This window comes from Pantoea sp. AG702 (assembly GCF_003182295.1).
GTDB classification, from domain to species: Bacteria; Pseudomonadota; Gammaproteobacteria; order Enterobacterales; family Enterobacteriaceae; genus Pantoea; species Pantoea ananatis.
Window position 1 is genome coordinate 1,214,455 of the sequence record NZ_QGTU01000001.1, and the last position, 14,927, is coordinate 1,229,381.

Below are 14,927 nucleotides of genomic sequence, written 5' to 3' on the forward strand. Positions count from 1 at the left end.
CGTCGCCTTTTTCGTGAGGGTTACTTCAGGTATTCACCGCTGCGCAGCGCTTCGATTCGTTTATCTAACGGTGGATGCGACATAAAGAGTTCGCTAAATGATTTTCCTTTTCCGTTAATACAAAACGCCATCATGCTGCTGGGTTCCTGCGGCTCATAGCTGGTTTTCAGACGCTGCAAAGCCGCAATCATTTTTTCGCGCCCCACCAGTTTGGCCGAGCCGGCATCGGCATGGAATTCACGATGACGTGAAAACCACATCGTGATGATGCTGGCCAGAATACCGAATACCAGTTCAAGCACCATCGAGACAGCAAAGTAGACCAGCGGATTTCCGTTGCTGCTCTCCTCGCCATCACGGTTGCCGGACATAAAGCCCGCCGCAATCTGTGCCAGGATACGCGACACAAAGATAACAAAGGTGTTCACCACACCCTGAATCAGCGTCATGGTGATCATGTCGCCATTCGCAATGTGCGCCACCTCGTGCGCCAGCACCGCCTCCGCTTCATCACGACTCATGTTTTGTAGCAGGCCAGTAGAAACCGCCACCAGCGAGGCATTACGTCGCGCACCGGTTGCGAACGCGTTGATATCCGGCGCGTGATAGATAGCGACCTGGGGCATAGCAATACCGACCTGCTGTGCCTGTCGGCCAATCGTGTCAATTAACCAGCGCTCGGTTTCGTTGCGCGGTTGCTCAATCACTTCACCGCCAACTGAACGTAGCGCCATCCACTTCGACATCAGCAGTGAGACAAACGCACCGCCGAAGCCAAACAAGCCTGCCATTATCATCAGGCCCTGAACACTGCTTGACTGGATTCCTGTCAGGCTGAGAATCAGCCCGAATACCAACATCACAGCCAGGTTGGTCAGCAGGAAAAGAGCAATACGCATCATAACGGTTAATCTTCCTCAGTAGTTCATGCGCTCATGCGCGGATACATATCCTATGAGCATTGTGCGGGTTTTCAAGCGACCTTAACGTTTAAGTGTCTAAAAAGACATAACTTTACAATATGACACAACCTTTCGCGCAACCTGTCGGAAACCGCTCAGACGAACACATTAACGACGCTTATCACTGCCAAATTAATGATAAAAAAAAGCACCGCGCTGGGCGGTGCTTTGGGTAACCCGGGTTATGCCGTTAGTTGGTTTTGGCTGCCGGTGCCTCAGGTGAGGATTTCTCCAGCTGCGCCAGGTCATTGGCAATTTTTACCGTTTCATCCAGATAAGGATCGGGCTCTTTATAGTCTTTCGGCAAATCATCAAGGCTCTTCAGCGGCTTTTTACCTTCAGCCTGATAGCGCGCGTTAATGCGTTCCAGACGTAGCGCATCTTCCTCGTGGTTCTCTTTCTCGCGCTGGGCAAGATTGAGCGACACAATGTTGCGCTTGTCTTTCATGGCGTTAAAGCGGGCGATGTCCTTCATGATGTACTGGAACTCGCGATCCTTAGCGATGCGCTCATCGTGCTCTTTGGTCAGCTGTGGCGCCAGCGCCTTGACATCACCTGTGCGGGTGTAGGTCGCGGCCGTAATGCTGTCCCACGGTAACGCATTGTCCTCGAACTTCTCGCCCGTTTCCGCCGCTTCAACACCGGTTGGCATCAACAGGTCCGGCGTCACGCCTTTGCGCTGCGTACTGCCGCCATTGATACGATAAAACTTCTGAATCGTATACTGCACCGAACCCAGCGCAGGCCATTCCGGACGCAGCATCTGATCGTAAATGCGGTTCAGTGACCGGTACTGTTGAACGGTGCCTTTACCAAAGGTGGGCTCGCCGACGATCAGCGCACGACCATAATCCTGCATTGCCGCTGCAAAAATTTCTGATGCAGAAGCACTGAAGCGGTCAACCAGCACCACCAGCGGGCCTTTGTAATAAACAATGCCGTCGTTGTCGCTATCCTGACGCACGTGGCCATTGTTATCACGGACCTGAACAACCGGGCCACTTGGAATAAACAAGCCAGAAAGCGAAACCGCCTCGGTCAGTGCGCCGCCGCCGTTGGTGCGCAGATCGATGACGATGCTGTCAACGTTCTGCTTTTGCAGCTTCTGCAACTGCACTTTGACATCATCGGTCAGGCCAACGTAGAAGCCAGGAATATCGAGCACGCCGACTTTTTCTTTACCGACAGTGTGAATGCTCATTTTAACCGCGCGATCTTCCAGACGGATTTTCTCACGCGTTAAGGTCACAATACGGGTCTTAGTGCCTTTGCCAGCAGGCAGAATCTCAAGGCGAACCTTGCTGCCTTTCGGCCCTTTGATTTTGGCGACCACATCATCCAGACGCCAGCCGATAACGTCTTCCATTGGCTTGCCAGGCTCACCGACGCCGACGATGCGGTCGCCAACGGTGATCGCTTTACTTTTCGCCGCCGGACCACCGGCCACCATAGAGTTGATAACGGTATAGTCATCATCCATCTGCAACACGGCACCAATCCCTTCGAGCGACAGGCTCATTTCGGTGTTGAACTGCTCCGTATTACGCGGTGAAAGGTAGTTGGTGTGCGGATCGATTTCGTGGGCAAAAGCGTTCATTGCCAGCTGGAATACATCTTCACTGTTGCTTTGCGCCAGACGACGGATGGCAAAGTTATAACGTTTGGTCAGCACTTCACGGATTTCTTTTTCGTCTTTACCGGCGAGTTTAAGGCTCAGCTCATCGTATTTGACCTTGGCGTCCCACAGCGCATTCAACTCACTCTGGTCTTTCGGCCAGGGCGCTTTAGAACGGTCAATATCGATGGTATCATTGCCGGTAAAGTTCATCGGACGCGCCAGCACCGTAAGCGCATACTGATAGCGCTCAAAGCGGCGTTTTTGCGCCAGATTATAAAGATCGTAAAAAATATCCAGCTTACCGCTACGCAGCTCATCACCCAGTTGGGTCTTCTTGCTGGCAAACTGTGCAACGTCCGACGCCAGCAACACGTTGTGGCTGTAGTCGAGCATATTGAGATAGCGGTCAAAAATCTTGGCCGAGAAGGCGCCGTCAAGATCGAACTGACGATAGTGAGAACGGGTAAAACGCGACGTCACGCGCTCGCTTACCGTCGCATCCTGCGGATCTTCATGCAGCTGTGGAATTTGATCGGCACGTGTAATGTTCTCGGCCGCAAAGGAAGGGCCTGACAACAGCAGGCCCGCAATCAATCCAACTTTTAAAAGGGTGTTCATGCCGGGGTCAGCCTCCGTTTCAGAACTGCAAATGTTCTGCGCGCACAATCATTGCCATGCCGGAAGCGAGCTGTACCCGGACGCCGTCTTTCGACACTTCCAGAACGGTTGCGTCCATCGCACTTTTGCCTGCTTTAACTTTAATACTCTGGCCGGGTTGCAAAGTTGAGGTATCAGTGATGGGTTTAGCCTGCTGCTCCGGGCGTGGTGCCGGTTTGCGATTCTGCGATGCAGTAGGACGCTCAGCAGACTGTGGACGCGGCTTACGCGCGGCCTCACCTTCTGCCGGTTTACGCGGAGCAGGCTTGCGTGGGCGACGTGGTGCGCTGGCACCCTCTTCGCCTTCACCGGCTTCGCGACGAGCGGCTCGCTGCTGGTCGCGCTGTGCCTGAACACGCGCTTTGGCATCTTCGAGTTGCTTACGGGCATGCTCCACGTGCTGCTCATCAAGAACACCACAGGGGTTTCCATCGAGATCCACACGGGTGGCACCCGCTTTGATACCGTACAGATAGCGCCAGCTAGAGGTATAAAGACGCAAGGCCGAACGCAACTGCGTCTTGCTCAGGTTCATTTCGCCCTGAACGCGCTCTACCAGATCCTGAAAGATACCGATTTTGAGCGGACGCGCTTCGCCTTCAGCGCTAAAGCAGTGCGGAAAGCGCTCCGCCAGAAAGCTAATGACTTCTTTACTGCTATTCAACTTAGGTTGATTTTCCATGAAATTTCCTGATTACTACGGGTTTGCCGACCAGAGCAGGCATGAACAGGCGACATTATAATGACAACATCGCCAAATGCCATGCAATCCAGTCGATTAGCTACGCGTCAGCTGCAAATATTTTTCTAAGTCACTGTTCGCGAGCACGTCGCAAAGCCCGTTAGTCAAGGCGACCAGCCCTTTTTCATCTTCACTATCAAAGCGATTGTATTCCACACTGTCGATATCCAGTACGCCGACAACCTGACCGTTTATTTTCAGAGGAATCACAATTTCTGCATTACTGGCGGCATCGCAGGCGATATGGCCAGGGAAAGCATGGACATCATCAACACGCTGCACCTGTTGTTGCGCCAGTGCGGTGCCGCAAACCCCTTTGCCCACGGGAATGCGCACGCAGGCGATTTTCCCCTGGAACGGGCCCAGAACCAGCGTATCGGCTTCCGTTAGCAGGTAGAAACCTGCCCAGTTCACGCCTTCGAGACGTTCATACAACAGCGCGCTAAAATTACCCATTGCAGCGAGGAACGCCGTTTCTCCCGCCAGTAAGGCGCGCATATCGCGATCTAAATCGGCGTAAAAGGCAGTTTTGTTCATTATTCAACCGTTACCAGTGACATCCGAGCGGCTAACCACTCCGCTTGTTAAAAATAAGCACTAAAAATCCATAGCCATAAGGTGAATCATAGCGTTAGTTACTATAACCTTAACATTCTGTGGATCGAAGCGTGATACCCGAGACAGGTACCCAGGCGATGTCTTACTGACCCTTTGCGTTAATCACAATAAGCGAAACATGCACTAATTTATGAAAATTCACGCTATCAGCCAGACATTGCCTCAGGCACGTTATCAGCGTTGTCCGCAATGCGATACCCTTTTTTCCTTACCAGATGTGAAATCGTATCAGTCAGCCCACTGTCCCCGCTGCAACGCGCAAATTGTGAGCGGCCGCGACTGGTCAATGACACGTCTGCTGGCGATGGCGGCCACGATGCTGGTGCTGATGCCTTTTGCTTTTAGCATGCCGCTTATCGACATTCGCCTGCTGGGCATGCGCATTGACGCCAGCGTACTGGAAGGTATCGTTCAGATGACGCTACAGGGCAATGTCCTGACCGCCTCGATGGTGGCGTTCTGTACTATCGGCGCGCCGGTGACGCTGGTGGCAGGCATTGGCTATCTGGCCCTGGGTGAGCGTTTAGGGATGAATCTGCGCCCGGTGCTGCTGATGCTCGATAAGCTCAAAGAGTGGGTGATGCTGGATATTTTTTTGATTGGCATCGCCGTCGCCTCCATAAAAGTCCAGGATTACGCCGACCTCGAATTAGGCTATGGGCTGGTCGCCTATGTGGCGCTAACCGTGCTGAGCGTCATTACGTTGATTCATCTGAACATGGAGCAGCTTTGGGAGCACTTTTATCCCCAGTCGCACCAGGTGACGCGGCGTGACGATCTTCAGGTCTGCCTTAACTGCCACTACACCGATATTCCTGACGCCCGCGGCCGCTGCGCGCGCTGTCATACGCCGCTTGATTTTCGGCGCCGCCACAGCTTACAAAAGTCCTGGGCCGCCCTTATCGCGTCAATTGTGCTGCTGATTCCCGCCAATCTGTTGCCGATTTCGGTGGTGTACCTGAACGGATCGCGCCGTGAAGACACGATCTTCTCCGGCATCCTGTCTCTGGCATCCGGTAACGTGCCCGTCGCAGCCGTGGTGTTTATCGCCAGTATTCTGGTTCCCTTCACCAAAGTGCTGGTGATGCTGGCGCTGCTGCTCAGTATCCATTTCCGCTGCGAACAGGGCCTGAAAACCCGCATTCGTCTGCTACGTTTTGTGACCTGGGTTGGACGCTGGTCTATGCTGGATCTGTTTGTCATTTCACTAACCATGTCGTTGGTCAATCGCGATCAACTACTGGCTTTTACCATGGGACCCGCTGCGTTTTATTTTGGCGCGGCAGTGATCCTGACCATTATGGCCGTTGAGTGGCTGGATAGCCGCCTGCTCTGGGATGCACATGCAACAGGAAACGCCGACTACACCGACTAATGCTACGCTGCGCAACAAGCGTAAAATTTCACCTTTTTGGCTTCTGCCCATTATCGCAATGCTGATTGCGGGCTGGCTGCTTTGGACCAATTTTCAAGAGCGCGGCACGACCATCACCATCAATTTCCAGACGGCCGATGGCATCGTGCCCGGCCGCACGCCTATCCGCTATCAGGGCGTGGAAGTCGGTACTGTGCAGGGCATCAATCTTAGCGACGACTACAAAAAGATTCAGATCAAGGCCAGCATTAAGAGCGACATGCGCGATGCGCTGCGTGAAAATACGCAGTTCTGGCTGGTCACGCCAAAAGCCTCACTGGCGGGGGTTTCCGGTCTGGATGCGCTGGTGGGGGGGAACTACATCGGCATGATGCCAGGCGATGGTAAAGAAAGTGACACCTTTACCGCGCTGGATACCCAACCGAAATACCGCGTGAATACCGGTGAGCTCATGATTCACCTGCATTCATCCGACCTCGGCTCGTTGAACACTGGCTCGTTAGTGTATTACCGCAAAATCCCGGTGGGCCGTGTCTACGATTACAGCATTAACAATCAGAACAACGGCGTGTCGATTGACGTCCTGATTGAGCGGCGCTTCGTGAACCTGGTGAAAACCAGCAGCCGCTTCTGGAATGTGTCAGGAATGAATGCAGACGTCAGCCTGAGCGGGGCCAGAGTACAGCTAGAAAGCCTGTCAGCCTTAGTCAACGGCGCTATCGCCTTTGACTCGCCTGAGGGCGCGGAAGCCGCCAAAACCGATCAGAACTATCAGCTCTATCCCGACCTGGCTCACAGCCAGAGGGGCGTGCTGATATCGCTGGATCTGCCCAGCGGGGATAATCTCTCAGCCAACCGTACGCCCCTGATGTATCAGGGCTTAGAAGTCGGCACCCTGACCAAACTGAATCTACAGGATGGCGGTAAAGTGACCGGTGAGATGACGATCGATCCCTCTGTCGTGGGACTGATGCGTGAAGGCACGCGTATTGAGATGCGCAGCCCCAAACTCAGCCTCACGGATACCAGCCTGAGCAGCCTGCTGACCGGTAACACCTTTGAGCTGGTGCCTGGCGATGGTGCACCGCAGCAGCATTTTACGGTGGTCGCACCCAATAAAACGCTGCTGCAGCAACCCAATGTTCTCACCGTGAAACTGAGCGCCCCCGAAAGCTACGGCATCGATGCCGGCCAACCCCTGATGTTGCATGGGCTAAAAATTGGTCAGGTGATTTCCCGGGATCTGGATGCAAATGGCGTTAATTTTGTTGTCGCGGTCAATCCTGACCAGCGCCAACTGGTCCACGGCGACAGTAAATTCATTGTGAACAGTCGCCTTGACGTGAAATTCGGCCTGGATGGCATGCAGGTGCTGGGCGCCAGCGCCCGCGAGTGGGTCGATGGCGGTATTCGTCTGGAGCCGGGTAAACAAGGCGCACCTAAGACGGCCTATCCCCTCTTTGCCGATGCTGAACGCGCGGAAGAAGGCATTACCGGCGATGGCCCATCCACCACGCTGATGCTGACGGCGAAAAGCCTGCCAGACGTTCAGGCCGGCTCGATTGTGCTCTATCGTAAATTCCAGGTCGGTGAAATTACTCAAGTCACCCCGCGTGCTGATGCGTTTGATATCGCGGTCCACATCAAACCGGAATACCGCAAACTGCTCTCTGCTGAAAGTGTGTTCTGGGCAGAAGGCGGCGCACGCGTTCAGCTTAACGGCAGTGGGTTAACCGTGCAGGCCTCGCCGCTAAACCGGGCGTTGAAAGGCGCCATTAGCTTCGACAACCTGACGGGCGCGAAAATTGATAAAGGCGCGAAGCGCGTGCTTTATCCGTCTGAAACGGCTGCACGGGCCGTGGGCAGCCAGATTACGTTACATACCTATGACGCCAGCAAGCTGTCCGCCGGCATGCCAATTCGTTATCTCGGTATCAACGTGGGACAAATCGAGTCGCTGTCGCTGAGCGATGACAACAATCAGGTGGTGGCGAAGGCCGTACTTTACCCTGAATATGTGCAGAGTTTTGCCCGCGTCGACAGCCGTTTCTCGGTAGTATCGCCAGAAATTTCTGCCGCAGGTGTAAATCATCTGGAAACGATCCTCCAGCCTTATGTCAACGTCGATCCGGGTAAAGGCCGTGGCGCGCGCACCTTTGAGCTGCAGGAAAGCACCATTACTGATTCACGTTACCTTAACGGCCTGAACATCTATGTGGATGCGACCGAAGCGGGTTCCCTGTCGCTGGGTACGCCGGTGCTGTTCCGCGGGGTAGAAGTGGGCACGGTGACCGGTACATCGCTGGGGAATATGGCAGACCGTGTACAAATCGCGCTGCGTATCAGTAAGAAATACCAGCACCTGGTCCGCAACAATTCGGTGTTCTGGCTGGCCTCGGGCTATAACCTGGACTTTGGCCTGATTGGCGGCGTGGTGAAAACCGGCACCTTCCAGCAGTTTATCCGTGGCGGTATTCAGTTTGCTACGCCGCCGACCGTGCCGCTGGCACCTCAGGCAACGTCAAACAAACACTTCCTGCTGCAGGATGAACCGCCTAAAGACTGGCGTAACTGGGGAACTGCGATCCCCGACCCGAATCAACCTTAAGCCATACGGGCAGCCCAGGCTGCCCGTTTTCTTTTGGCGTGCTACACTGCCGCCTTTGCCTCAAAGAGAACTTATCCGTGTCCGACTCCGCCTCACGCTTCCCTGCCGAATTCCTCGATCTGATACGCCAGAGCTTGCCCGATGATACTGACCTGCAGCAGTTTATTGACATCAGCCTGCAGCCATTACGTCGCAGCCTGCGCGTTAACACCTTAAAGATCGGCGTTAGTGACTTTCTGACACAAACCGCGCATTACGGCTGGCAGTTGACGCCGGTTCCATGGTGTGCGGAAGGATTCTGGATAAATCGCGAGGACGAAAGCCTGCCGCTGGGCAGCGTTGCGGAGCATCTGAGCGGCCTGTTTTATATCCAGGAAGCCAGCTCAATGCTGCCGGTGACGGCACTGTTTGCGGCCCAGCCCGATGCCATGAGCGTCATGGATATGGCTGCTGCTCCCGGTTCCAAGACCACCCAGATTGCCGCCTGCATGCACAACCGGGGCGTTATTCTGGCCAACGAGTTTTCCGCCAGCCGGGTCAAAGTGCTTCATGCCAACATAACCCGTTGCGGCGTAACCAACAGCGCCCTGACCCACTTTGATGCCCGCGTCTTTGGGCCTGCGCTGCCGGAACAGTTTGATGCCATTTTGCTGGACGCGCCCTGCTCGGGTGAAGGCGTCATGCGTAAAGATGCTGATGCCCTGAAAAACTGGTCGCTGACCAGCACGCAGACTATCGCGCAGACTCAGCGCGAACTTATCGAAAGCGCGTTCCACGCCCTCAAGCCCGGCGGTACGCTGGTTTACTCTACCTGTACGCTTAATCAGATTGAGAACCAACAGGTTGTCGCCTGGCTGCTGGCGCGCTATCCGGACGCCGTTGAAATCGCCCCGTTGAATGGGTTATTTGCCGGGGCGGAGCGGGCCGCGACGCCTGAAGGTTATCTTCACGTTTTCCCGCACCTGTTCGACAGCGAAGGGTTCTTTGTCGCCTGCTTGCGTAAAACCGCCTCTGTCACACGGCTACCTGAGCCGACCTATAAAGTGGGTAAGCTGCCGTTCAGCCACGTCAGTCGCAAACTTGAAAGCGAGATTGTAGCGTCGGCGGCGCAGGTGGCGATTCAGTGGGATGACAACCTTCAGCTCTGGCAGCGCGATAAGGAGATCTGGCTGTTCCCGGCCGGTGTGACACCGCTGTTAGGTAAGGTCCGTTTCTCGCGGATTGGCCTGAAGCTGGCCGAAACCTTTGCAAAAGGCTATCGCTGGCAACACGAGGCCGTCATTGCCCTTGCATCCCCGCGCCCCGATCAGACGTTTGCGCTAAACGAAGCTGAAGCTGAAGAGTGGTATCGCGGTCGCGATATTTATCCTGAAAGCGTCCCCACGCGGGATGAAATGATAGTGACCTATCAGGATCAGCCGCTCGGGCTGGCTAAACGTGTTGGCAGCCGTATTAAAAACAGCTATCCGCGCGAGCTGGTGCGCGACGGCAGGCTGTTCCGGTAATCGCCCCACCCGCCTTTTGTGACACTGTCACTAAATGATCCCATTTTCACCTTGCAAAGGGGATGATTCGGGGAGGTTAGCGGGCAAGACAAGCGGTAATGAGAATGGAAGAACGCCGGCAGAAGCCGGCGTTGTGATGTCATGACCTCAGGCGGGACGCGTTTTGGCCGGGTGCGTCAGCAGTTTAGCGGCAGGCCGGACAGGACGCCGGACCAGTTCACCGCCACAGTTCGGACACCGCCCTTTAAGGTGCTGCTCAGCGCAGGCGGCGCAAAACGTGCACTCGAACGAACAGATGCGCGCATCGTGGGATGCCGCAGGCAAATCAATATCACAGCGTTCACAGTTAGGGCGCAGTTCCAGCATGGCATCTTCCTCGGCGATTTCGGCTTTCAGCGTGACAAAACCCGCGCACCTTGTCGAGGATTTTCATCGTGCCAGCGGCACGTTCAGGGCCGTTGTTCATCGGGGCGGAGATGACTGATTCAGCGTCTTATTCGTGCCAGGGTCGTCATCATTCTCGTCCCCTTCATCATCTTCACCGCCTTCCTCGTCCTCGTTTATCTCATCACTGTTGACCATCGCCGCCTGAATCGCCTCGTCTTCCAGCACCGGATTAAGCGCCGCGCCTAAGGGCGATGTCGCCAGGCTGTCTGGCAACACCACGTGCGGCAGGGGTACTTCGGTGGTGGGTAACGGCTGCGGCGTTTTCATGAAGCTCAGTGCGGCAATCAGCAGCGTACACAGGGTGAAGAACAGATAGAGCAGGTTGCTGCCGAAGGGCTGCATCAATGTACCCACCAACAAGGGACCGATGCTGGCCCCGATGCCAAATGCCATCAGCAGACAGGCCGTCAGGGAAACGCGCTGCTCGGCAGCCACCTGATCGTTAGCCAGGGCAACCTGTAAAGGATAAAGCGCAAACTGCACCATGCTGGCGACAAACGCGATACCCAGTACCCAGTTAAAGGGTAGATTTGGCAGCAAGACCAGCGGCAAACAGGCCAGCATCAAAACCAGTGAGATATAAAACAGCAGCCGCTGACGGTCATAGCGATCGGACAGCCAGCTGAGCGGAAACTGCGAGACGAGTCCGGCGAAGATGGTCAGGCTCATAAAGATACCGGTCTGCGCGTCACTGAACCCTTTGCTGCTGGCATAGACCGGCGCCAGACCATAGAACGCGCCGACCACCATGCCAGTTAACAGGGTGGTACTGAGCAACTTAGGAATGGTGCGAATGAAATAGCCCAGCTCCATCGGTGCAGGCGACATGGGCCGGACGTGCGTGCGCGTCGTCAGCGCAATGGGCACCAGACAAAGCGCAAAGCAGAGCGCCACGATCAGGAGCGTGTTAATACCAAACCCGCTTTGCAGCGTCAGGACCACCTGACCGCTGCTTAAGCCAAGGTAGGTCGCCACCATATAGAAGCCAAAAATCAGGCCGCGCTGGGAAGATTCCGCCTGGTCATTGAGCCAGCTCTCCAGCACCATGTACTGACACATCATGCACAGGCCGATAATCAGACGCAGGAAAACCCACAGCGGTATAAAGTCCGTCAGCCCGTGCCCTATTACCGAGGCTGTGATAATCCCGGCGCAGGCGACGTAAGCGCGAATATGGCCGACGCGGGCAATCAGGTTGTGTCCCACTTTTCCACCAATCACCAGGCCAATGTAATAGGCGGCAATAATCGCGCCGATTAAGGCACCGTTTACCGCTTCATGCGCCAGGCGAAGTGACACATAGGTGGTCAGCAAGCCCGAACCCAGCAGCATTAACAGCGTCGTGGTATAAAGCGGCAGAAATGTTCTGAGTATTTTTCGCATAAGACTCCCTGTCTACCCCGTTGGTCGGTGTCCTGTCAGAGTTAACCATAGTTGATTTTGTCACGGTTTAGGTCGGGACAATTCCGACTATAAAAAAAGCCCGTAAACCGCATGGCTTACGGGCTGCTGACTCAGGCGTTAGGGAAGGTAATACTGTTTCCCGGTGCCTCACGATGAAGATGGATAAAGTTAAGATGGCGTTCGTATTGATCGAGGATATCAATAATCACCTGTTCTTTGCTGTAGTCCATCAGGTCATTGCCCTGACTGCCTTCCAGCAGGAAGGTTTCCAGCCGGTAATAGGTCGATTTTCCGCTACGCGCGCGGTAGGTAAAGCCCGGTATAGAGTACTGCTGAGGCCAGACCTGATAGAGGAAATCCTGCTCCTCGCCCAGCTGCACCCGCAGGTCCAGATAACCCAGGGGATGTTCGTCATTGGCCGCAACCCTGTCCAGCGTAACCTTAGCCCCGCGCAGCTCCAGCTCTTTCGCCACTTCCTGCATGGCGGGGAAGAGGGTTTCTTCCATCATCTTCAGCGTGTAACGCGAGCCAGGATAGTTCATCAGGCGCGACAGGCGTTTTTTCCAGGTCAGACGATCGGTCGCATGGGCCAAATAGGGTGCAGTTTCACGTGAAGCACTGGCGCGGCGGTAATCTTCAACCTTAAGTGATTTATACAACCCCGCCATCACAAAGAAGATCACGAAGCTAAATGGCAGCCCCATGATAACCGTCGTGTTTTGCAGCGCGGTAATGCCGTTGGTCATCAGCATACTTAACGTCAGGACACCGATGGCTACCGACCAGAAAATACGCAGCCAGTTGGGGGCATCACTGTTAATGTCTTTCAACTTTGAGGTGAAGTTACCTAACACCAGCGATCCGGAATCCGCTGAGGTGACGTAGAACAACATGCCGGTAATGGTGGCGACCGATGCGCTCAGCTTAAACGCCGGATACTGCGCCAGCAGGCTGTAGAAGCCACGTTCGGCGTGCGTCATGACTTCCTGTGCAAAACCGGCGTCGCCGTGAATAATTTCATACAGGGCCGCGTTACCGAATACGGACAGCCACAGCAGCGTAAAGGTAAAAGGAATCACCAGCGTACCAAGAACGAATTCACGGATGGTACGGCCGCGAGAGATACGCGCCAGGAACAGGCCGACGAACGGCGACCAGGCAACCCACCAGGCCCAGAAAAACAGCGTCCAGCTGTTCATCCACTGCGTTGGCCGGTCAAAGGCAAAGGTGTTCAGCGTCATGCCCATAAAGCGGTTGATGTAGTCTCCCACGTTAAGCACCAGCGCATTCAGCAGGAAACTGGTGTTGCCTGCAAACAGAACAAACAGAATCAGGCAGAGCGCCAGGGCGACATTCAGTTCCGACAGAATACGGATACCTTTGTCCACACCGGAGGTCACTGAAATGGTGGCGATAACCACCGATAAAACGATCAGCGCGGTCTGGGCAGTTAACCCTTCCGGAATATCAAACAACACTTTCAGCCCGTAATTGAGCTGCACAACACCGATGCCAAGCGTGGTGGCGATACCGAAAATCGTGCCGATAACGGCGGCGATATCAACCGTGTGCCCAATCGGCCCGTTGATGCGCTTGCCAAAAATGGGATACAGCGCCGAACGAATGGTGAGCGGCAGATTATACCGGTAGCTGAAGTAGCCAAGCGCAATCCCCATCAAGGCATACATTGACCACCCGGTTAAGCCGTAATGGAACAGCGTCCAGACCATCGCCTGGCGGGCCGCCTCCATGGTCTGCCCTGCACCTTCCGGCGGCTGCATATATTGCGAAACAGGTTCGGCTACCGAGAAAAACATCAGGTCGATACCGATACCGGCAGCAAACAGCATCGCCGACCAGCTCAGTACACTAAACTCTGGCTTTGACTGCTCCGGCCCCAGCTTGATTGAGCCGAAACGGGAACAGGCCATGTAAATCACAAACACAATGTAGAGCGTGGCCGCCAGCATGTAATACCAGCCGAACGCGGAAGATACCCAGTTGACTGCCTTGAGGATCCAGCCTGCGGCTTCATTACTGAACAAAATGGTGATGAGTGAAAAGGTCAGAATCAATCCCGCCGATGTATAAAACACTACAGGATTGATTCTGTCTTTTTCACTACTAGGTGGACTCGTCATCGTTTACCTCTGGTTGTTGGCGTGTAAATTTTGCAAGGGATCATCCTGTTTGGATAATCCGGCGTCCCGGCGTCGTGTGTTTTTACGCTTCGTTTCCTGCTGTTACATTCTGGTCAAAACTAGCAAATCTGCCACACTTACCGCTTCACTTACTCAACTTTTAGGACACATCATCCTAACAAGGATTCTATTTATATTGAACATCCAATCAAAAAAAGTTTAAATAGGGGTTCGGTTTCAGGCTGGAGTGAGAGTCATGCCAAAGGTAGGGATGCAGCCAATACGACGTCGGCAGCTGATCGATGCAACGCTGGGAACAATTAATGAGGTGGGTATTAATGATGCCACCATTGCCCAGATTGCACGGCGCGCAGGGGTTTCAACGGGCATCATCAGTCATTACTTCAAGGATAAGAACGGCCTGCTGGAAGCCACCATGCGCGATGTGACGCGTCAGCTACGTGAGGCGGTCGCGAGTCGACTGGCGTCCCTGACAGAGGCCTCCGCAGAGGTCCGGCTACGCGCTATCGTTGACGGCAACTTCGACGAAAGTCAGATCGAACGTGCGGTAATGAAAGCCTGGCTTGATTTCTGGTCGAGCAGCATGCATCAGCCGCAGCTCAAACGTCTGGAACGGGTCAGCCACCGGCGGTTGTTTTCCTCTTTAGCGGTTGAATTTCGCCGCCAGTTACCAAAGGAAAAGGCCCGTCTTGCCGCGTACGGGCTGGCGGCCATGATCGACGGTCTGTGGTTACGCGCCGCGTTGAGTGGCAAGCCGTTTGACGCCGCCACCGCCCGAACACTGACCACCCAATTCATTCGTCAGCAGTTAGCTGGCGAACACGAGTAA

At 54.7% G+C, this 14,927-nt stretch carries 11 protein-coding genes; 4 read left to right on the top strand and 7 right to left on the bottom strand.

The genetic code is table 11. From position 1 onward, the window contains the following. Positions 1-20: 20 nt before the first annotated feature. The 4 genes from htpX to DFO57_RS05830 all read right to left on the bottom strand — a co-directional run bounded on the left by htpX (position 21) and on the right by DFO57_RS05830 (position 4,516). Positions 21-902 (bottom strand): protease HtpX, encoded by an 882-nt coding sequence (gene htpX, locus DFO57_RS05815; RefSeq protein ID WP_013026033.1) that lies wholly within the window; start codon positions 900-902, stop codon positions 21-23. Between the two features lie 250 nt (positions 903-1,152). After that, positions 1,153-3,198 carry a carboxy terminal-processing peptidase gene (prc, locus tag DFO57_RS05820; RefSeq protein WP_014605697.1) on the bottom strand — a complete coding sequence of 682 codons (2,046 nt, stop codon included), beginning with the start codon at positions 3,196-3,198 and terminating at the stop codon, positions 1,153-1,155. 19 nt (positions 3,199-3,217) lie between these two features. After that, the gene (proQ, locus tag DFO57_RS05825; RefSeq protein ID WP_013026035.1) at positions 3,218-3,919 is read right to left on the bottom strand and encodes an RNA chaperone ProQ; all 702 of its coding nucleotides are present in this window, start codon (positions 3,917-3,919) and stop codon (positions 3,218-3,220) included. 96 nt (positions 3,920-4,015) lie between these two features. Beyond that, the gene (locus DFO57_RS05830) at positions 4,016-4,516 is read right to left on the bottom strand and encodes a GAF domain-containing protein (RefSeq protein ID WP_013026036.1); all 501 of its coding nucleotides are present in this window, start codon (positions 4,514-4,516) and stop codon (positions 4,016-4,018) included. A gap of 211 nt (positions 4,517-4,727) precedes the next feature. Between DFO57_RS05830 and yebS the strand changes: the two genes are divergently transcribed. From yebS to rsmF, 3 genes are all read left to right on the top strand, one after another. Next, positions 4,728-5,972, top strand: a complete 1,245-nt coding sequence (gene yebS, locus DFO57_RS05835) for a membrane integrity lipid transport subunit YebS (RefSeq protein WP_013026037.1) — start codon at positions 4,728-4,730, stop codon at positions 5,970-5,972. After that, a complete protein-coding gene (locus tag DFO57_RS05840; protein WP_015700191.1) occupies positions 5,941-8,580 on the top strand; it encodes a PqiB family protein in 2,640 nt (879 codons plus the stop codon). Before yebS ends, DFO57_RS05840 begins: the two co-directional genes overlap by 32 nt. Before the next feature lie 77 nt (positions 8,581-8,657). Beyond that, the gene (gene rsmF / locus DFO57_RS05845) at positions 8,658-10,085 is read left to right on the top strand and encodes a 16S rRNA (cytosine(1407)-C(5))-methyltransferase RsmF (protein ID WP_199226566.1); all 1,428 of its coding nucleotides are present in this window, start codon (positions 8,658-8,660) and stop codon (positions 10,083-10,085) included. 147 nt (positions 10,086-10,232) lie between these two features. On the opposite strand, the gene DFO57_RS05850 is transcribed toward rsmF, so the two are convergent. The 3 genes from DFO57_RS05850 to DFO57_RS05860 all read right to left on the bottom strand — a co-directional run bounded on the left by DFO57_RS05850 (position 10,233) and on the right by DFO57_RS05860 (position 14,077). Beyond that, the gene (locus DFO57_RS05850) at positions 10,233-10,451 is read right to left on the bottom strand and encodes a DUF1272 domain-containing protein (protein WP_013026040.1); all 219 of its coding nucleotides are present in this window, start codon (positions 10,449-10,451) and stop codon (positions 10,233-10,235) included. Positions 10,452-10,547: 96 nt separating this feature from the next. Then, on the bottom strand, positions 10,548-11,915 hold the full coding sequence (locus DFO57_RS05855) for an MFS transporter (RefSeq protein WP_015700189.1): 1,368 nt from the start codon (positions 11,913-11,915) through the stop codon (positions 10,548-10,550). Between the two features lie 131 nt (positions 11,916-12,046). Further along, positions 12,047-14,077 carry a choline transporter gene (locus DFO57_RS05860; protein WP_014593861.1) on the bottom strand — a complete coding sequence of 677 codons (2,031 nt, stop codon included), beginning with the start codon at positions 14,075-14,077 and terminating at the stop codon, positions 12,047-12,049. Between the two features lie 256 nt (positions 14,078-14,333). Here DFO57_RS05860 and betI point away from each other — a divergent pair, with 256 nt between their 5' ends. Then, positions 14,334-14,927: a transcriptional regulator BetI gene (gene betI / locus DFO57_RS05865; RefSeq protein ID WP_014593862.1), complete on the top strand. Its 594-nt coding sequence runs from the start codon at positions 14,334-14,336 to the stop codon at positions 14,925-14,927.